General features: G+C 69.0%; 14 protein-coding genes, 1 tRNA gene and 1 pseudogene. 7 read left to right on the top strand and 9 right to left on the bottom strand.

The features are described from left to right. Positions 1 to 71: 71 nt before the first annotated feature. Complete coding sequence (locus FHS23_RS17765) at positions 72 to 2033, bottom strand: bifunctional copper resistance protein CopD/cytochrome c oxidase assembly protein (RefSeq protein WP_343054065.1); 1962 nt, start codon at positions 2031 to 2033, stop codon at positions 72 to 74. Positions 2034 to 2371: 338 nt separating this feature from the next. Here FHS23_RS17765 and FHS23_RS17760 point away from each other — a divergent pair, with 338 nt between their 5' ends. From FHS23_RS17760 to FHS23_RS17745, 4 genes are all read left to right on the top strand, one after another. Next, positions 2372 to 2848: a peptidase inhibitor family I36 protein gene (locus FHS23_RS17760; protein WP_183657013.1), complete on the top strand. Its 477-nt coding sequence runs from the start codon at positions 2372 to 2374 to the stop codon at positions 2846 to 2848. 401 nt (positions 2849 to 3249) lie between these two features. After that, positions 3250 to 3323 (top strand) — tRNA-Arg (locus tag FHS23_RS17755). Positions 3324 to 3837: 514 nt separating this feature from the next. Then, positions 3838 to 4395: a hemerythrin domain-containing protein gene (locus FHS23_RS17750; protein ID WP_183657010.1), complete on the top strand. Its 558-nt coding sequence runs from the start codon at positions 3838 to 3840 to the stop codon at positions 4393 to 4395. Between the two features lie 19 nt (positions 4396 to 4414). Next, the gene (locus tag FHS23_RS17745; RefSeq protein WP_183657007.1) at positions 4415 to 5890 is read left to right on the top strand and encodes an FAD-dependent oxidoreductase; all 1476 of its coding nucleotides are present in this window, start codon (positions 4415 to 4417) and stop codon (positions 5888 to 5890) included. An 89-nt stretch (positions 5891 to 5979) separates the two neighbouring features. On the opposite strand, the gene FHS23_RS17740 is transcribed toward FHS23_RS17745, so the two are convergent. Both FHS23_RS17740 and FHS23_RS17735 read right to left on the bottom strand, forming a co-directional pair. Next, complete coding sequence (locus FHS23_RS17740) at positions 5980 to 6288, bottom strand: hypothetical protein (protein ID WP_183657004.1); 309 nt, start codon at positions 6286 to 6288, stop codon at positions 5980 to 5982. Then, positions 6252 to 7088, bottom strand: a complete 837-nt coding sequence (locus FHS23_RS17735; RefSeq protein ID WP_183657001.1) for a hypothetical protein — start codon at positions 7086 to 7088, stop codon at positions 6252 to 6254. Before FHS23_RS17735 ends, FHS23_RS17740 begins: the two co-directional genes overlap by 37 nt. Positions 7089 to 7442: 354 nt before the next feature. Here FHS23_RS17735 and FHS23_RS17730 point away from each other — a divergent pair, with 354 nt between their 5' ends. Together FHS23_RS17730 and FHS23_RS17725 are read left to right on the top strand one after the other, a co-directional pair. Then, positions 7443 to 8324 carry a manganese catalase gene (locus FHS23_RS17730; protein WP_183656998.1) on the top strand — a complete coding sequence of 294 codons (882 nt, stop codon included), beginning with the start codon at positions 7443 to 7445 and terminating at the stop codon, positions 8322 to 8324. A 77-nt stretch (positions 8325 to 8401) separates the two neighbouring features. After that, positions 8402 to 9178: pseudogene (locus FHS23_RS17725) on the top strand (alpha/beta hydrolase fold domain-containing protein); the annotation flags it as partial. Positions 9179 to 9349: 171 nt separating this feature from the next. Here the strand turns inward: FHS23_RS17725 and FHS23_RS17720 are convergent. The 4 genes from FHS23_RS17720 to FHS23_RS17705 form a co-directional block, all read right to left on the bottom strand. Further along, entirely contained in the window at positions 9350 to 11383 is a 2034-nt protein-coding gene (locus FHS23_RS17720; RefSeq protein WP_183656995.1) for a CocE/NonD family hydrolase, read from the bottom strand. A 93-nt stretch (positions 11384 to 11476) separates the two neighbouring features. Then, the gene (locus tag FHS23_RS17715) at positions 11477 to 12745 is read right to left on the bottom strand and encodes an ATP-grasp domain-containing protein (protein ID WP_183656993.1); all 1269 of its coding nucleotides are present in this window, start codon (positions 12743 to 12745) and stop codon (positions 11477 to 11479) included. Positions 12746 to 12883: 138 nt separating this feature from the next. Next, a complete protein-coding gene (locus tag FHS23_RS17710; RefSeq protein WP_183656991.1) occupies positions 12884 to 14032 on the bottom strand; it encodes a M20 family metallopeptidase in 1149 nt (382 codons plus the stop codon). A 54-nt stretch (positions 14033 to 14086) separates the two neighbouring features. Then, complete coding sequence (locus tag FHS23_RS17705; RefSeq protein WP_183657420.1) at positions 14087 to 15595, bottom strand: AbgT family transporter; 1509 nt, start codon at positions 15593 to 15595, stop codon at positions 14087 to 14089. 224 nt (positions 15596 to 15819) lie between these two features. On the opposite strand from FHS23_RS17705, the gene FHS23_RS17700 reads away from it, so the two are divergent. After that, complete coding sequence (locus tag FHS23_RS17700; protein ID WP_183656989.1) at positions 15820 to 16821, top strand: Lrp/AsnC family transcriptional regulator; 1002 nt, start codon at positions 15820 to 15822, stop codon at positions 16819 to 16821. Positions 16822 to 16834: 13 nt separating this feature from the next. Here the strand turns inward: FHS23_RS17700 and FHS23_RS17695 are convergent, their stop codons facing one another. Together FHS23_RS17695 and FHS23_RS17690 are read right to left on the bottom strand one after the other, a co-directional pair. Further along, a complete protein-coding gene (locus tag FHS23_RS17695; RefSeq protein ID WP_183656987.1) occupies positions 16835 to 18256 on the bottom strand; it encodes a sugar porter family MFS transporter in 1422 nt (473 codons plus the stop codon). A gap of 87 nt (positions 18257 to 18343) precedes the next feature. Beyond that, complete coding sequence (locus tag FHS23_RS17690) at positions 18344 to 19105, bottom strand: DeoR/GlpR family DNA-binding transcription regulator (protein ID WP_183656985.1); 762 nt, start codon at positions 19103 to 19105, stop codon at positions 18344 to 18346. Positions 19106 to 19546: the final 441 nt, after the last annotated feature.

Below are 19546 nucleotides of genomic sequence, written 5' to 3'. Positions count from 1 at the left end.
GACAGCCGGTGGCGCTGTGGACGAACGGCGCCGACGAGGAGGCATCACGCGGATGTCGTCGGTGGGCCGTGCTATTCGCGCCGGTTCCCGCTCGCGAGTTCCTTGAGCATCGCGTTGTAGGCGGCCAGATCCTGGTCGCCGGTGACGTCCTCGCGCCGGTCGCGGCGGCGCGCCTCGCGGTCGTCGGCTCTCGCCCACTGCACGAGCAGGGCGACCATCACGATCACCACCGGGATCTCGCCCGTAGCCCACGCGATGCCGCCGCCGGTCCGCTGATCCAGGAGCAGGTCCTCGACCCAGGGCAGACCGAGTCCCCGGTAGAACGGTTCGCCGATCACGGTCTGCATGTTCATCAGGGTCACGCCGAAGAACGCGTGGAACGGCATGGACGCGAACACCATGCCGAGCTTGGCCAGGTGCGGCAGTCGGCGCGGCGACGGATCGATCCCGATCACCGGCCAGTAGAAGACATAGCCTGCCAGCAGGAAGTGGGCCTTCATCGCCAGGTGCGCCCAGTGGTAGTTGAGCGCCGAGTCGAACATCCCCGAGTAGTAGAGCCCGTAGAACGACCCCACGAACAGCAGCGTCGCGACCACCGGGTTGGTGAGGACGCGGGTCACGGGCGAGTGGACCAGGGCCAGCAGCCACTCTCGCGGCCCAGGTGGGGCGTCCCTGCCTGCGGTCTGCAGCGCCCGCAGCGCGAGCGTGACCGGCCCGCCGAGCACGAGCAGCACCGGCACACCCATCGACAGGAACATGTGGCTGACCATGTGCATGCTGAACATCGACGGCGAGTAGCGGCCGATCCCGGACGAGGTCGCCACGAGCAGCATCGCGCAGCCGAGCACCCACGCCCACGTGCGGCCGACGGGCCACGCGTCACCGCGCCGCCGCAGCCGCAGTACGCCCGCCAGGTACAGGCCCGCGAGCACGATCGCCGCGGTGCCGTAGATCAGGTCGAACCGCCACGCGGTGAGCAGCGTCCAGAATGTCGGTTCGCCGGAGAGTTCGTAGCCGAGCAGAAGCTCGACGGTGGACGGTTGCGCCGCGATCTCCGCAGGTGGTGGGGTCCGTGCGAGTGCGGCGGCCAGTCCGATGGTGGCGAGCATGATCAGCACTTCGACGCCCGCCAGCCGCAGCAGTTGGCCGCCGCCCTCGCCGTCGCGCAGGCCCGTGATGCTGCGGCTCCGCTGTTGCTGTCCGAACACCCCGAGCATCAGCAGAAGGACCACCTTCGCCAGGACCAGAAGCCCGTAGTCGGTGGTGAGCAGGTCCCCGGGTGCGACGCGGACGAGTGCGTTCACGACGCCGGACAGTGCCATGACGATCCAGGCGACCAACGCGATCTTCGAGAATCGGGTGGCGGCGAGTGTCAGGTAGGCCCCACGCCTGCGCCCGTGCGCGAGCAACGCGATCAGTCCGCCGACCCACAGCGCCGCGCCGAGCAGGTGGTAAAGGAGGCTGTTCGTGGCCAGGTCGTGGGAGCCACCACTGGCCGAATGCCCCGTCACGGCGACCGGGATGAGCCCGAAGACCGACACGAAGAACAGCACCGTCGTCCATCCCCACGTGAGGACCACGCGACAGCCGACGACCAGCAGCAGGGCGATGCCCGAGGTGATGAGCCAGGCCTTCGGCTGTTCGATGGCGCCGACGAAGTTGATCAGGACCTCGGGGGCGAGCAGCTCGGTGACGGGGCGGCCCGCACCGTCGGCGGCCACGAAGAACACCGAGGTCAGCGCAAAGACGAACCAGGCCCATGCGGCGCGACCGGCCGTGCGGACGGCGGCGTAGCCGTCGACGGCGAGCGTCCCGGACCGCTGTGGTGGCACGAGGAACGCGGCGAGCAGCAACGAACCGATGCACACCGCCGAGGCGAGGTCGGCCGCGACGCGCACGACCGTGATGCCGTAGGTGGTGAGCGGGCCGGGGTCGGAGATGCCGGCGACCGCGCCGAGTCCGCCCGTCATGGCGACCAGTCCGACGGCGACGACGATGCCGAGGAGTGCACCGACGGTCAGCAGGGGTGCGATTCCAGCCCCGCGTGAGGCGCGGACGCCGGGCTCTGGGTCGGCTTCGGTGGACACGTCTACGAGGGTAGGCCGACGGCCTGCGCCCGGATCCGCCGGTCGGAACGTGACGCCCGGCACGCGCCCGGACCGCGCTTCATTAGCAGCAATCGACACCCGCGACAAGGCGTTTCCCGAAAACTGTGGACAACCGCCGAACGTGAGTAGGTACCCGTAACTCGAACGAGTCGTTCTGGGCGAGTTGTCCACAGAATCCCGTTTTCGTGCTGACATTCCACTCGACGTTCGCCATCGTGACACCAGACCCGAACACGACGATTCACACATGGGGGAGAAAACCGATGACCCGACGCCACGTCGCCTTCCGCACGGCCCTGCCCGCCGTTCTGCTCAGCACCGTCGCGACCGTCGCCGGCCTCGCGGCACCTGCCGCCGCGGAAACCCCGAGCGGCATGTCGACGCACCGCATGTCCTCGTCGGCGCCCTCGCTCGCAGTTGCAGCGCCGGGCTCCGACGAGTCGCCGAGCCCCCAGCATCCGGAATTCGTCTGCAACTCGGGAGAGTTCTGCGCCTGGCAGGAGGAGTTCTACGGCGGGAAGCTCCAGCGGTTCGACCTTCGCAACACGCACACGGAACAATGCGTCACACTCGACAATGCCATGGAGGCACATTCGTTCGCCACCAGAATGGAACGGCACGTGACGGTCTATCAGGACCGGGAATGTGCGACCCATGCGGATTTCAGCACCTACCCGGGGCCAGGAACGTTCGTTCCACAGGCGCCGTACGTCGTACGTGCGATTCAGATCTGGGAGTGACGCCTCCGCCGACCCCAGGCCCGGTCGGCTCGCGCGAGCGTCGCGGAGGGGGAACCCGCGGCGCCGCGAGGGCAGGCCAGGGCGCGGTCACGCCGCCCCGAACGTGACCGCGTCGCCGTGGGGGCGCCGTCTGGCGGAGCGTGCTCCCCGCGCTCCGTCCCGCGCCCGGCGCCCCCACGGCCCTCCTCGTTCGCGGACGGGGGCCGTCGCCGTATCCTGGGCCCACGTCGCGGCGCCCCGGAGTTCGCCGCGACAGTGATGCGGACAACGCGGCCCGCCCACGGTGCGAATGTGATCCACGTAGCACCATGAGACACGAGTGAAACGAATCGGGCACATCGCGCGATCACATACACGGCGATGACTAAGCTGGCTCACCGCGGCCGGCGAGGTCGCGCCGAGCCTCCGTAGCTCAGCTGGATAGAGCAAGAGCCTTCTAATCTCTAGGTCGCAGGTTCGAGTCCTGCCGGGGGCACCCTCTCTGGCCTGCAGGTCAGCTGCAGGACACGGGGCACGCCCCCTCGGTCGGACGGTCATGCCCCGGGTCGTTGCCCCGGCGATTCATCTCCTCCCGCAACGGTGCGCGCAGCCACGGTTCGAGTCGCGCGTAGGTGTCTGCGACAACGACTCGTCTTGCCGGCGCCGGTCGTGCCGCCGCCGTAGGACCCGGCACCTTCGGCGGCCTCGCGCGGGCGCCTCCACCGGGACGCCCGCGCGTTCGGGTACGTCCGCGCGGCGAGCACCTGGGCACCGTGGGCGGTCGACGACCACACCGCCGTCGTGGTGCGAGTCGTGGTGCGAACTCACGGCGACAACGACCGAGTCGGCCACGAGGGGCCGCGCCACCTCCCCGACATTGGGCTCGACGGTGCCGGGGCGGTGGCACGGACGGCGGCGTCCACCGCAGCCGCGCGGCGGATCGTTAAACACTGCGCTCCGTGGGTACGCAGGCGAAGACCGGAGCTGACGACCGTTGACGGAGGTAACTCATGACCACCACGCAGCAAGCCGATCTGATCGAGGTCATCACCGCCGACCACCGGGCCGTGGAATCGGTCTTCCGCGAGCTGGAGTCGCACGACGGCTCGCCCGAGCACCGCAGGAAGCTCGTCGACCACGTCATCACCGAGCTGGTGCGGCACTCTGTCGCCGAGGAACAGTGGATGTACCCGGCGGCGCGGGAGCATCTCGACAACGGTGACGAGATCGCCGACCACGAGATCGAAGAACACTCCGGCGCGGAACGGCTCATGAAGGACCTCGAGGACGTCGAGCCGACCGACCCGCAGTTCGACGCGCTCGTGGGCCAGCTGATGGACGACATCCGGCACCACATCGAGGACGAGGAGAACGACCTGCTGCCCAAGCTCCGCAACGCATGCTCGGACGAGCAGCTCCGCGAGCTCGGACAGCGCGTCCTGGAAGCGAAGAAGACCGCGCCGACCCGGCCGCACCCCTCCGCACCGGACACTCCGCCCGCGAACCGCATCATGGATCCCGGCGCGGGCCTGATCGACCGGCTCCGCGACGCGCTCACGACGCGCTGAGCCTGCGTGGAGCGAACCCATGACATCACTGTGGCTGCGAGACCACAGACCTGAGCCGGCCTCGGCGCCCCGTCCCGGCGAGAAATACGACCACGTCGTGGTGGGCGCGGGGCTGACCGGCCTGGTCACCGCCCTACTGCTCGCTCGGGCCGGTGGGTCCACGGCGGTGCTGGAAGCCCGCCACCCGGGTGCCGTGGCCACCGGCAACACGACCGGCAAACTGAGCCTGCTGCAGGGCACGCGCGCCTCGGGGATCGCGGCACGCCACGGGCGGGAGACCCTGCGCGCCTACGTCGACGCGAACCGGGAAGGCCAGTCCTGGCTTCTGCGGTACTGCGAGTACCACGGGGTTCACGTCGACCGGGAATCGGCCGTCACGATCGCCACCGAGCGCGGGGACGCCGGCGCCGTCGACGCCGAGTTCCGCGCCTGCCGGGCGGCCGGACTCCCGGTGCGCAAGGCGGCGCCCACCGAACTGCCGTTCCGTACGGCCGACGCCGTCGAGCTGCCCGACCAGGCGCAACTCGACCCGATTCTGCTGCTGAGCACACTGATCTCCGACCTCCGGGAACACGGCGGGGAGCTCTACGCGGGCACTCGGGTGCGTGACGTGCGTCCGAGAACGACCCTCGGCAGCCGCGGCCCACTCCGGGTGCGGCTCGACGACGACGTGACACTCGAGGCCGACAGCGTGGTCCTGGCGACCGGCACGCCGCTGCTCGACCGGGGCGGCTTCTTCGGCCGTCTCCGAGCCCGCAGGTCGTACTCCGTGGCGTTCGATATCTCCGAACCGGTTCCGCGTTCGATGTACCTGCGCGCCGGTGATCCGACCGTGTCGCTGCGCTACGCGTGGCGCGATCGGCAGCGGGCACTGCTCGTCGGCGGATTCGGGCACGACGTGGGCCGGACCGGCTCCGAACAGGACCACGTCGACGCCCTCATCGACTGGGCCACGACGCACTTCCCGTCCGCGGTGCCACGCGAGCAATGGTCCGCACAGGACTACGACTCGATCGACCGGCTTCCCTACGTCGGTCAGCTACTGCCCGGCGACGACCGGATCCTCCTCGCCACCGGCTTCGCGAAGTGGGGACTGACCAACGGCACGGCCGCGGCACTCGCCATGGCGGGACGGCTGCTCGGGGGACACCAACCGTGGGCGCATCCGCTTCGTACGTGGCGCCCGTCGGAGTTGACGTCCCTGCCCTCGGCGGCGTCGCTCAACGCGGCCGTCTCCTACCGCATGGCCTCCGGCTGGACACGACTGGCGGTGCGGAATCTCCGCCGCACCGATGCGAAACCCTACCCGGTTCATCCGGTGTGCACGCACCTCGGCGGGGTGCTCGAGTGGAACGACGCCGAGTCCTCATGGGACTGCCCTCTGCACGGTTCGCGGTTCGCCGCCGACGGCCGTGTTCTCGAAGGCCCGGCGACCCGGCCGCTGCACACGACACGATCCCCGGAAGCCGTTCCACACTCCGGGCGCTCGGGGTGACGGACGTCCGCCACCGTCGACGGGTGTCACCGTCGACGTGTGCCGCCGTCTTGCCTCGCCGGGCCGGGCACGTGTCGGCGCGGCGCCCGTCATCCCTCCTCTTCCGCGGTTCGGCGCCGCTCCCGCTCACGGTGGGCGTAGGTCGCCTCGCGCACGTTGACGTCGTCCTCCAGCCCCGATCCGACCGCTCCGGCCACGGTGCCGAGGATGCTCGCCATCAACGCGATGGCGAAGTAGTCGGAAACCGTCGACGGCCGGCCGAGGTTGCTCGCGAGGAAATCGGGCGGGATCACCACGGCGGCCGCGATCAGGCTGAGGAGGTACAGAGCGGCGGAGAAGACGAGCGTGCCCATGGCGACCGTCACGACGGTCCCGGCATTGCGGAGTTTCCGTTCCATTCCACCGAATCCGGACCGTGGCTCTCCCACAGACTGTGGCCGACGATGGTCCAGCCGGCGAGCACCACGACAGCGGCCGACGCTGCGACGGCCAACCGCACCGGCCCCATCACGGTGGCGAGTAGCCAGACGCTGTAGTAGAGGACACCGAAGGACGCTCCCGTCAACGCCCCGGCGAGCGCGGTCGACATGCCCACCACCAGCCGCCACGGCCGGTTGGCGCGCACCATCCCGGCCAGCAACCGGGGAACCCCGGATCTTCCGTGACAGGCGATCTCCAGCTCGTCCGTGTCGTCGTCCACATGCACCCGGAAGGAGCCGAGCTCGCGTTGCAGTTCCTCGGCAGCCGCCCCGCAACTCGCCACGTCCGTGCGTCGCAAGTGCACCACGAGAGCGACGACCAACCGTCGCAGCCGTCGCAGCACGTTCACGCCGCCCAGCGCGGGTACCGAGATCAGGATCACCTGCTGTGGCGGCTTCACCTCCGCGAGGACGACTCGTCCGGTCGCTCGGCGCAACGGAAGGTCGGTCAACGCGACGGACAGGTCCCATCCCGTCTCGCGGACGCGTTCGTATGCCTTGTCGACGAACCGGTCGACGTCAGGGAACATCGACTCGAACGGATCGCGCGCACGGTCGACGGTCCACTCCGCCTCACCACTGAGACGCTCGCCCAGTCGGCCGGGCATGATGTCCGCAAGCGATCGTGCCAGATCGGACGGCAGATCCGGGTCCGCGAGCACACCGATCGTCGTCCGGCTCAAGTCCTGCCCGCTGTCTGCGGCTACGCCCATGGTCACCCGTGGCCTCTGCTCGTCGATGGTCGGCCGTGACGTGAAGTGCCGGCCGTGCCGGGCACACCGTCAGCGCACCGGCCGCCGCGGGCCGGAAACCCGCCGCACGTCGCCGCCACCCGAGGCGCGTCCTGGTTATCCGTTGCGTGCCGAGGGGTAGCCGATCCGTGCCTCCCGGCGAGGCCGCGCCCCGTCCGGGAGGGAGCGGCGCGGTCCCGCGACCGCGGTCGCCGTCCACGCGTCCGGCGCCGGAATCCGCCCGGCCGGAGCACGACGGTTCTCTTCGGGGCGCCGGTGGCTTCGGGGTGCCAGACGCAACCACGTCCGTCCGAACACACCGATCCCGTGAGGAGCGAGCCGATGTTCTTTCACAAACAGGAACTGCAGTTCCAGGCCACCCCGGACCAGCCCGATGCCGTGTACGGCCGGAAACTCCAGGAGGTTCTCGGAGGCCAGTACGGCGAGATCACCGTGGCGATGCAGTACATGTTCCAAGGGTGGAACATGCATGTCCCCGGCAAGTACCGTGACCTGGTTTTCGGCATCGGATCCGAGGAGTTCGGTCACGTCGAGATGCTCGCGACGATGATCGCGCAGCTGTTGGAGAAGGCGCCGTTGGGTGTGACCGAGGACGCCGTCCAGGCGGACCCGACCGTGGCTGCCGTCGTCGGTGGCACGGACGTCCAGCATGCGATCGTCGCCGGTGCGGGAGCGCGCCCCGTCGACAGCATGGGGAACCCGTGGCAGGGCAACTACGTCACCGCGAGCGGCAACCTGCTGGCCGACTTCACGTCCAATGCGAACGCCGAAATGCAGGGCCGGACCCAGGTGTCGCGGCTGTATCACATGACCGACGACGCCGGAGTTCGCGAACTGCTCTCGTTCCTGCTCGCGCGTGACACCATGCATCAGAACCAGTGGCTCGCCGCGGCCGCGGAACTCCGGGAGCAGGGAACCGAGCAGCTGCCGGTACCGAGCAACTTCCCGCAGAATTCCGAACACACCCCGGTGTCCTACCAGTACCAGAACTTCAGCGACGGCGATGCCGCGAGCGACGGCCCGTGGGCGTCGGGGCCGACGCCCGACGGCAACGGTACGTTCAGCTACCACGACGGTCCGACCACGAGCGCTCCCATGCCGCCACCGACGCATCCCCACTCCCGCCTGTACGGAACCACGAACATGCCCGACGTGGTCGAGAAGGGCGCGGGTGCGGTACAGGACAAACTGCGCAGGGAATAACATTCTGACAGCCGGTCGGCGCGGGTAACGCCGCGTCGACCGGATTCGTCCGTGAGCTGGCGGGTACACCGTGGGCGATGACAGCGACAAGCCTGCGTGCCCGCCTGCTGATCGCGCAGTTGCGGCTGACCGGCGCCAAACGCACCTACGACGACCTCGACGCACTGCGGCGGAGTATCCGACGCAGAACGAACGCGAACGACGTCGAACCGCCCGCACGGGTGCGGCGACGGCTGGTGGTCGATCACGCCACCGCGGGCGGCGGGCCGTGCTACACGTTGTCACCCGTGGCTCCGAGGAGCGCCAAGCACGTTCTGTACTTCCACGGCGGCGCGGCCATCCACCAGATCCAGAAGGACCATTGGGCGTTCCTGGAGCGGCTCGTCGACCGGGTCGGCTGCACCGTGACCGTGCCGATCTACCCGCTCGCGCCCGAGCACCACGCGACCGAGACCGTCGCGGTGATCAAAGACGTCTACGACAGGTTCCTCGCCGACCGCGATCCCGGCGAGCAGGTCATCATGGGCGATTCCGTCGGCGGCGCGCTCGCGCTCGTGTTGTCGGAGGCGTTGGAGGATGCGCGACGTCCCCAGCCCAAGGAACTCGTACTCATCTCGCCATGGCTCGACCTCACCATGTCCGACCCGGCACAACCGCAGCTGGACAGGCGCGACCCCTACCTGGCCGTCGCCGGGCTCGACGAGGCGGGCCGCATGTACGCCGGCGCAATCGACCGTGCGGACCCCCTCGTCAGTCCGCTCTTCGGTCCCCTCTCCAACCTCGGGCGCGTGAGCGTGTTCGTCGGGACCAGGGACATCCTGCTGCCCGACGCCCGCAGACTGCGCGATCGCGCGCGGGCCGACGGTGTCGAGCTCGAATACTACAAGTATCCGGGCATGTTCCACGCGTGGTGCCTGACCGACATCCCCGAAGGCCGCCAGGCCGCGCACTCGCTCGCGACGATCGTCCGCCGCCCCGGCACGTGGGCACGCTGCCGGGCGCGGCGGCGGGACGACCGAGCAGCCTCACACGTGATCCCGAGGGATCATCGAGCTCCAGTTGAGCGAGGTGACCCGTTCCCCGTTGTGATACGCATCGAGCTGGGCGTGCAGCACGAAGTGTTCCGGGGTGGAGGTCAACACCGTGCGCGTGTCCGTTTGCACGTGCCAGCCCTCCCTGGCGAAGCTGACCCGCCAGACCGTCTCACCTCGCACGGACGAGAAGTCGTCGCCGACCCACCGGTAGCGTTCCTCGCCGCGTTGCGAGATCTCCAGGTCGATGTCCTCGTAGCGTTCCGTGCCGGAGTCCTTGACGACCTCCAGTTGCGACGCGTAGTCGACGAGGTCCCGCGACACCTGCCACCGATGATCGCCCGGCTGCAGCGTCGTCGTGCTGAGACGGGGCGCCCCTTCCGGCGGGTCGAACGGCCGCAGCGTGACCTCGTCGGGCTCCTCGACCGGACGCGTCGGCAGGGTCAACGTACTGGTGTCGGGGTACACGGTCAGCTGCACCGGTTTCGGCGGCGGCCAGGCCAACGGCCAGTACGATGTGGACAGTGACAGCCGGATGCGGTGCCCCGCCGGGAAGGTCTGGGCGACACCGTTGAGCGCCAGCGACACCCGATACCGTTCGCCGGGTTCGAGCACTTCCGGCTGGTCGTGCGAATTCCGGTGGGTGAGGTTCAGCAGGCCGTACGTCACTCGGGTCGCCCTGCCGTCCTCGGCCACATCGGACAGCCGCGCCGCGAGCATCGCCACCGGACGGTCCACGGAGACCTCGAGTTCCACCTCGGCGGCGCCGAGAATCTCCCACGGTTCGCTCAGTGTCTCGGTGTCGAACACCAGCGAGCCGCCGTCCTCCTCTCGCTGGTCGTACGGCAAGTCCGGCGGGGCGCTGTAGGAACACCACTTCCCCGCGAACTGGCCGACCGACAGCGGCGACTGCAGGACCAGACCGTCGGGCGAGGTCGGCCCGCCGCTGTCGTCGCCGGTGAGAATCCTGTGGCGGCGCAACGGAAGCCGCTGCGATCGCACGTGCGTCGACGGCCACGACGGTTCGCCGACCCACCGGCCGGGCCGCTCCTCGTACGCGGTCGACGGCGGCACGCTGTCCTGCATCCACACGCGCAGCATCGGCTCGTCCATCACCGCGTTGTCCTCACCCTTGAGCCAGTGGTCCCACCAGCGGACCAGCTCCTGCAGGAAACCGATCGCCGGGCCGGGGTTGCCCAGGTGCGGATACTTGTGCGACCAGGGTCCGACCAACCCCTTGCGGGGCACGTCGAGGTGCTCCATCAACCGGAACACCGCGTTCGAGTAGCCGTCGGCCCAACCGCTGACGGCGAGCACCGGGCACTGCAGTGAACCGGGCTCCTCACAGATGGAACCGTGGCGCCAGAAGTCATCTCGCCGCTGATGGCGCATCCAGTCCTCGAGCCAGAGGCCACTGCCGTGCAGGCGCTGCTGCCACATGTCGAACCAACCATCGCCCACCAGCTTCGGATCCGGCGGTGTGGAGGTCTGGGCGAACATCGTCGACGCCCACGACAGGTTGTCCCCGAGCAGGCATCCGCCCATGTAGTGCACGTCGTCGGCGTAGCGGTCGTCGGTCGAGCACACCGTGACAACGGCGCCGAGACTCTCGGGCCTGCGCGCGGCGACCTGCAGCGCGTTGAAGCCTCCCCAGGAGATGCCCATCATGCCGGTGTTCCCGTCGCACCAGGGCTGCGCCGCCAGCCAGGCCAGCACGTCCTCAGCGTCGACGAGTTCCTGTTCCAGGTACTCACCGGTGAGCACACCCTCGGAGTCGCCGCTGCCGCGCAGGTCCACGCGCACGGAGGCGTAGCCGTGGCCTGCCAGGTAGGGGTGGTGGATCGAGTCGCGTTTGGCCGTTCCGTCCCGTTTGCGGTACGGGATGAACTCCAGGATCGCGGGGACCGGGTCGTCGTCCGAGGACGACGGCCGCCACAGCCGTCCTGCCAGCCGCGTCCCGTCCGAGACCGGGATCCAGAAATGCTCCTCCTCGGTCACCGTGTGGGGCAGGCTGGTCACTTCACGCATCGCAAGGCACTCCCTTCCGGTCGGGTGCGCTGTCGCTTCGGCCGGGGCCGGTCTTCGCGGACGAGGCGAGCTGCCGCTTCCCGTGCATGCCGCTCAGTCGGTGAACTCGAACGGGAGGAACTCGAGGCAGCGCTCGTACTTGTCCTTCAACTCCCGTTCGTCGGCGGCACCCACGTGGACGGTGGCGTAGGCGTAGCTGTAACTGTCCTGCTCGCGCAGATCCGAGAGTCGTTCGCCTTCGCTCACCATCAGTTCGGCCCGGCAGCCGGGCACCTCGCGCTCCACGGTGGCCAGTTCCTCCGGGGTCGGCACCCGCCGTGCGACCCCGTCCGAGAACCGCCGGACGAACCACTTCGCCGCCACTCGGTACGGTCCCTGCCGATAGGGCAGACCGGGGTCGGCACCGACCGCGAGCCGCAGCACGCACTGGTGATTGGGCACACCGTCGACCAGGTCGAAGAGGATGGCGTGCGACTGGGAGTGCCGCGGGTTGATCTCCAGCAGGGTGATCGCACCGCTGTCGGGGTCCCAGAAGTACTCGATGTTGAACGGCACCGAACGCAGCCCGATGTGCTCGATCACGCGCCGCGAGATGTCGGCCAGGCGCGTCTGCACGTGCTCCGGCAACGAGGACGGGTACTGATAGCGCTGGAAGCTCGAGGTGTCGGGGTAGTCGTGCGAGTCGACGATGCCGTACACGTGCACGCCGTCGCCCGCGTCGTAGCCCTCGACGGTGACCTGCTTGCCCCCGACGGCCTCCTCCGCCAGGCACGTCTGCCCACCGAGCCGGCCGATCTCCTCGGGCAGATCGGCGTGCTCGAGGACGAAGTCGAACGGCTCACCGACGCGCTCGATGCCCTCGCGGATGCGGGCGAGCGCATCGGTGAAGCCGGCCGTGTCCTCGATTCGAAAGGCCAACTGGGACGAGAACGCCTTCACCGGTTTGAGCCAGAACGGAAATCCGAGGTTGCCGGGTGGCTCTGTCGCGTCCAGCGGCACGGCGGCGAACCGCGGATGTTCGTCGACGACCTCGGACTGGACCACACGGCTCCAGTACTTGTGTTCGCATTTGAGTACCGACTCCAGCGTGGCCGAGCGTAGGCCGCGCTCGCGGCACAGGATCGGCACCATCGAGCTCACGGGGAAGTCCCAGTAGCCCACGATCGCGTCGACCGTGTCGTCGAACTCGGACAGCTGCCTGCGCGCCTTGTCGAGCAACGACCGCATCGGCAGATTGTCCGCTTCCACCAGCTCCTCGACCGACAGCAACGGTCGGAACCGGTAGTCCGCGAAACCCGCGACGTCGTGCAAGGTGCGCATGTTCCGCTCGTCGAGCCCGAGCACGAAGATGTTTCCGGCCATGCTCGCCGGATACCCGGTACGGGCCGCAGCACACCATGCGCCGCCACGCCGCTGAGCCGGCCCGCCGAACCGCAGCCGACTCCACCGCGTGCGGCACGGGCGCACGCGGTTGGAGTGGACTGGTCCGGTCCTACGGGTTCAGCTGTCCGCCAACGCCATGAGCAGCCCCGCGATCAGCGCCGTCCGGCCGGGGACGTGGCTGAGCAGCACGTGCTCGTGCCGGGCATGGGCGCCGCCGCCGACCGCGCCGAGCCCGTCCAGCACGGGCCTGCCCAGCGCGGCCACGAAGTTGCCGTCGCTGGCACCGCCGACGCTCACCTGCCCGAGGTCCCAGCCCGCGTCGGCGGCGATGCGTTCGGCGATGTCGAACAGCTCGTCCGAACGGGCGTTGCGCACCATCGGCGGCCGGTTCCACTCACCCTCGACGGTCACGCTCGCCCGGCCGTCGACCGTCCGCAGCCCCGCGAACGCCGCGTCGATCCTGGCCATTTCACCGGGTTCGGAGACCCGAACGTCGATGCCGCACGTCGCGGACCCGGCGACGACGTTGCGGCCCGTACCGCCTTCGACGAGACCGACGTTGACGGTGGTACCCCGGTCGCGGTCGCCCAGCGCCGCGATCTGTTCGACCAGCCGCGCGAGCTCGTGGATCGCACTGGCGCCCGCGTCGGGATCGAGGCCCGCGTGCGACTCGACGCCGGTGACCGTGACGTCGAACAGCCCCACACCCTTGCGTACGGTTTTCAGAGCTCCGTCCGCCGAGGCCTCGCACACCAACGTCGCCAGGGTGTCCTTGCTGAGCCGTTCGATGATCGGCCGTGCGACCGGGCTGCCGATCTCCTCGTCACCGTTGAGCAGCAGGCGCACCGTCGGGCGCGGCATGCCCAGCTCTCCGAGGCACCGCAGCGCCCACACCGCCTGCACGAGACCGAGCTTCATGTCGAACGCGCCGGGCCCACTCGCGCGGTCGCCGTCGACGGTGAACGGCCAGTCGGTCAGCGTGCCCTCCGGCCAGACGGTGTCGTAGTGGCACAGCACCAGCACGGTCCCGGGTGCGGTACCGGGATAGGCGACCTCGAGCGCGTCCCCGTACTTGGCACCGTCGTGCAGGCGCCGCTCGCCCGGTTCGCCGAGCCGTTCGGTGAGCCAACGCTCGATCGCCGTGATCCCCGAACTCAGCAACGTCGTGTCGTCGCTGGGGGTTTCTAGCTCGACGAGCCTGCGCAGGTCTGCGGTCATCTCCGGCAGCGCACGCTCGACCCAGCTGTGCACGGTCAACTCCGACATGTGTTCTCTCCCTTGTCATCGGCACGGACTCTTGTCGTCGCACGGTGTTCGTCGTCAGCGCACGGGCGCGCCGGGGCCGAGCGGAATGCCGATCCCCCACCAAATCAGGAACAACACCGTCCACGCCGTGATCACGCTCAGAGCGATCGGCAACGTCAGCGACATCAGCGTTCCGATGCCCGCCTGCTTCCGGTACCGCTGCAGGAAGCCGAGAGCCATCGCGAAGTACGGGCTCATCGGGCTGATCAGGTTGGTGCCCGAGTCCGCGATGCGGTACAGCGCGAGCGTCGTCTCCGCCGGAACGTTCAGCAGCAGGAACATCGGCACGAACACGGGCGCGATCAGCGTCCACAACGCGGACCCGCTGGTGAGCAGCACACCCATGACGCACGCCGCGACCAACATCCCGAGGAACATCACGATCGTCGGCACGTCGGCATGGTCGAGCAGCTCCGCGCCGCGGATCGCCACGACCTCGCCCATGTTCGTCCACTTGAAATAGGCGATGAACTGGCTCGCCGCGAAGAACAGTACGATCACCGGCGCCAGGTCGCGCACGCCCTGCCCCATCGCGGCCGGGATCTCGCGGGCCCTCGACAGGCTCCCGGTGGTGCGGCCGTACACGTATCCCGTGAGCAGGAACGTCAGCCCGAGCACGACGGCGATGCCGGTCACCACGGCCGAGTCGAGCAGCCCACCGTCGTCACCGCGTGCGGGCGAACCCGGCGGGATCAACGCGCCGGCCACCACGACGGCGATGCCGAGCAGCATCCAGCCCGCGTTGCGCAGGCCCTTCCGCTCCGTGTCGGACAGCGTCATCGAGCCGAGCTCCTCGTCGAGCCCGTCGCCGTCGACCTCGATGCTCTGCGCGCGCCGGGTGAGCACGAACTCGGTCACGGCGGTGATCACCAGTGCGAGCACGATCGCCGAGGTGGCGGTGAAGAAGTAGTTCGCCAGCGGGCTGACGACGTGCCCGGGCGAGACGAGTTCGGCGGCGCTGGTCGTGATCCCGGCGAAGAGCACGTCGCCCGCGGTGATGAACACCGAGGCGTCGTACCCCGCGGCGATCGACGCGTACGCCACGACCAGGCCGAGGATCGGGCTGCGTCCGGCCGCCTTGAACACGAGCGCACCCAGCGGCACCAGTACGACGTAGGCGGCGTCGGAGGCCACGCTCGCGGAGATCCCGGCGAGCGCCAGCGCGAAGGTCAGATACTTCGGCTGCACCCGGGTGACCGTGCGCCGCAGCAACGCCGTGAGCATGCCGCTGCGCTCGGCGACCGCGACGCCGAGCATCACCACGACGATCAGCGCCAGCGGCGGGAACGACGCGAAGTTGTCGACGGCGTCGCCGAGCATCATGTGCAGGCCTGCCTGGGACAGCAGGCTCGTGATCTCGACCCGCTCGCCGTCGGCGGGCGAGACCGCGAAGGCGCCGAGGGCGTCCAGGACCGCGCTGGCCGCGATGACGACGCCCGCCATCAGCACGAACAGCCAGAAGGGATGCGGCAGCTTGTTGCCGACACGTTCGATGACGCCGAGCAGCCGCAACAGCAACCGCATCGGCCGCGAGGTCGCGGACGGAACCGCGTTCGTCTCCGTGGAAGTCACGAAGGCCCCCGTTCGCCGTAGGTGACAAGTTGCTTGATTAGAGATCCTAACGAATGGTTCGGTCAAGTTACGAGTTCGTTTCGCATGTTTTGCTCGTCATGCCCCGGACGGCTGCTAGGTTCATGCAGACGGCGCCGGATTCGGCGAGCAGAACGGGTGACGCGTAGGGGCGGTCGATGGGCACGGGATGGCCGGCGGGCACAGCGGAGTTGGAGCCGGACGACCTCGATCTCGTGGCCGCGCTGCAGGTCACGCCGCGGGCCCCGCTGGCCGCGATCGCCTCGGCACTCGGCGTCTCGTCCAGCACCGTCAGCAGGCGGATGGCACGTCTGGAGTCCGACGGGGTGCTCCGCGTCATCGGGCAGCTCGACTGGTCTGTCACCGGGAACGGCAACCCGTGGCACGTGTGGATCAGCGCGAGCGCGGGCCGTGCTCGCCAGGTGGCCACGGCCATCGCGGAGCTCCCGGAGTCTCAGCTGGTGGCCACCACGGCGGGCCGCGCCGACGTCTACTGCGCCGTGCAGGCCACGGAGCGGCTCGCCGTGCAGGACCTGCTCGTCGAGCGGATCACCACGATCCCCGGCGTGGAGTCTGCGCACAGCGAGCTGGTGTTGCGCGGCGTCGCCCTGGCCGACTCGTGGCGGCTGCCCCGGCTGTCCGGCGAGCAAGTCGACCTGCTGCGTTCACACGCCGAGCCGGAGGTGCCGCCCGCCGCTCCGCAGGCCGAACCGACCGAGGAGGCCCTCCGCGTCGCGCGGTTGCTGCGCGAGCACGGCAGAATCACCGCGGCCCAGGTGGCCAGGGAACTCGGCAGCACCCAGTCCACCGCCTACCGCCTGCTGCACACGGTCCTGGAACGCGGCATCGTGCGACCACGCGTCGAGATCGAACCCCGGCTGCTCGGCTACGGACTGGAAGCGGTGGTCGCACTGACCGTGGCTCCCGGCTCCATCCGCGCCGTCAGCGAATCGCTCGCGCGCCACACCTCGGCGCGCTACGTCTCCATCGTCGCCGGCAACTCGTCGGTGATCCACCAGGGCGTGTTCCGTGACGAGGACGGACTCGCGGAGTTCCTGACCACCGACCTCGGTGCCCTGCCCGGCGTGTCGACGTTCGACGTGTCGGTACTGCTCGACGTGCGCAAACGTTACTGGCGCGACCGCACGACCGTCCGATGAGGACCATCCGGTCCTAGCGGCCGGAGTCCGGGTCGACACGGCGACGATCGCCGACTCCGAGCACGCGTTGCAGCTTCTCCAGCGGGACACCCTTGGTCTCCGGCATCAGCACGAGCACCCAGACGAGCTGGCCGACCATGCACAGGAAGAAGAACGCGAACGCCGTGCCACCGCCGACGACGTCGGCCAGCAACGGGAAGACCCAGGAGACGGCCGCCGCGAAGCCCCAGTGGACCAGGGATCCGAACGCCTGCCCCCTGGCCCGGATCGAGGTCGGGAAGATCTCCGAGATGAAGACCCAGATCACCGCGCCCTGGCCGAAGGCGTGTGCGGCGACGAACAGCATCACGAGGACGACCACCAGGAGGCTCGCCGCCCCGGAGAAGTCCGTCCCCTGGCTGAAGAACGTTCCCGCGAGAAGGCCGAGCGTGATCAGGTATCCGATCGACCCGACGAGCATCAGCCTGCGCCGCCCGAGCCGGTCGATCACGACCAGTGCGAGCATGGTCGAGACCAGGTTGATCAGCCCGACACCACTGCTGCTGAGGAACGACGCACTCTCGCCCATCCCCGCCGACGAGAAGATCGAGGGAGCGTAGTACAGCACAGCGTTGATGCCGGACAACTGGTTGAACGCCGCGATCGCGAGCGCCAGGAGAATGACCTTCCGGTGTCGGCGGGCGAAGAACGGGACCCGCTGCTCCGCGTCATCGGTCTCGAGCGCCTCGGCGATCTCCGTGTGCACACGGCGCGCCTCGTCCGGGTCCGGAGCGAGCGCCTCGATCACCCGACCGGCCTCGGCCGCCCTGCCCACCTTCATCAACCATCGCGGGCTCTCCGGCACGAGGATCAGCAGGAACACGAAAGCGAGCGCGGGCAGCGCCTCGACACCGAACATCCACCGCCACGCCGTCGCCTCCGGTGCCAGCTGCAGCGTGACGTAGTTCGACAGGTACGCCAGCAGAATGCCCAGCACGATGTTGAACTGGAACAAGCCCACCATGCGACCGCGGAGCTTGGGCGGGGACACCTCGGCGTTGTAGATCGGCGCGACGGCGGCCGCCGCACCGACCCCGATTCCGCCGACGAACCGAAGCACCATGAAGGTCACCCAGTCCGGGGCGAGCGCCGAACCGACCGCGGACACGAGGTACAGGACGCCGATCGCGTAGAGGACCTTCTTGCGCCCGAACACATCGGCCGGTTTCCAGATACCGGTCACGGCGGCGCCGATGATCGTGCCGATCAACGCGGTCGCGACGGTGAAGCCGAGCCCGCCTGCAGTCAGGGAGAACACGTCCTGCAACGCGTCGGTGGTACCGGAGATCACGGCGGTGTCGAAACCGAACAGCAGTCCGCCGAGCGCGGCGATGACGGCGCTCCGCAGTGCCAGTCGATTCCCGGGGTTGCCCACCCGGGTCGGTACGTTCTGCATGTCGGGCACCTTCCTCGTTGAAGGATTCGGGGGACGTGTCGGATACGAGCGGATCGAGCCGGTCTGTTGTGGATGGTCAGTGCCGACTCATGCGAGTACCACCTCGATCGCAGCCTCGTTGAGTTCGGCCACGGCTCGTTCGTCCAGGCCGCTGTCGGTCACCACGACGTCGATCTCGCCGAGCGTGGCGAACCGGGCGAACTGGTCGTCGCCGTACTTGCTGTGGTCGCTGAGCAGCACGCGACGACGACAGGCTCCGACCATCGCCGCCTTCACCGCGGATTCGGCGGTGTCCGGCGTGGTACATCCCCGTGCGGCCGAGAACCCGTTCGTCCCGAAGAAACCGACGTCCACGGTCAATCCGGCCAGGACGTCGAGGGCCCAGGACTCGACCGCCGCCAGTGTCGTACCCCGAATTCGGCCGCCCAGCATGTGCACGCCGACATCGCTGCGTGTGGCGAGCTGGGAGGCGATGGGCAGCGAGTTCGTGACGATCGTCAGGTCCCGGCCCTGCGGCACCAAGGCCGCCAGGCGACTGCTCGTGGTACCCGCGTCGAAAAGCACGGTTCCTCGTTGCGGCAGGAGATCGAGCGCGGCGCGCGCGATCCGGTCCTTCTCCTGCGAACGGGTTCGGTCGCGGTCGCCGACCGCGGGTTCGGAGTGCGATCGTTCCAGGAGGATCGCACCGCCGTAGACACGGCGGACAAGCCCCTGCCGCTCCAGGGCTGCGAGGTCGCGTCGGATGGTCTCGGGCGCCACGCCCAGCTCCTCGGACGTGACGGTGACGTCGATCCGCCCAGCCGTGCGCACCTGCTGTGCCAGCAGCTGCTGACGCTCGGCACCGTACATGCCCGTTTCCCTCCGGTGCGTTCTGGTATTGCCTGATTCTGACGGTTGTTGCGTTCTTGTCAACCCTCCCAACCGGACCACAGGGCGGGCCGCACGGCCCGCCCATCCGACGATGATCGGCCCCCTCTGCACTTACGGAGAGCAGCCACGACTTCGAACGGCGAACGGAAGATTCGAGTCCGCGCCGCGCCACACTCCGCCACACGAGCCTGGCCGAGTCGAGTCCACCAACTCCAAGGTTGACAACCCCGCAGCAACAAGCACAATCAGTCGACACCAAAGCGACATCGGACACAATCGGGCACCAGTTCAATCGGATACCACGCGACAGCCAGGCGCCGAGAGGCCCGGCGCATGAGCCGGGAACACACGAAGCTCCCCGGTAGCTCCGAACGGCTCTCCGAACAGGCCGGAGCACTGCGGAGCGGCAGCTCGGCAGGG

Source organism: Prauserella isguenensis, assembly GCF_014191605.1.
GTDB classification, from domain to species: Bacteria; Actinomycetota; Actinomycetes; order Mycobacteriales; family Pseudonocardiaceae; genus Prauserella; species Prauserella isguenensis.
This window is presented reverse-complemented; position numbering and strand designations above follow the sequence as displayed.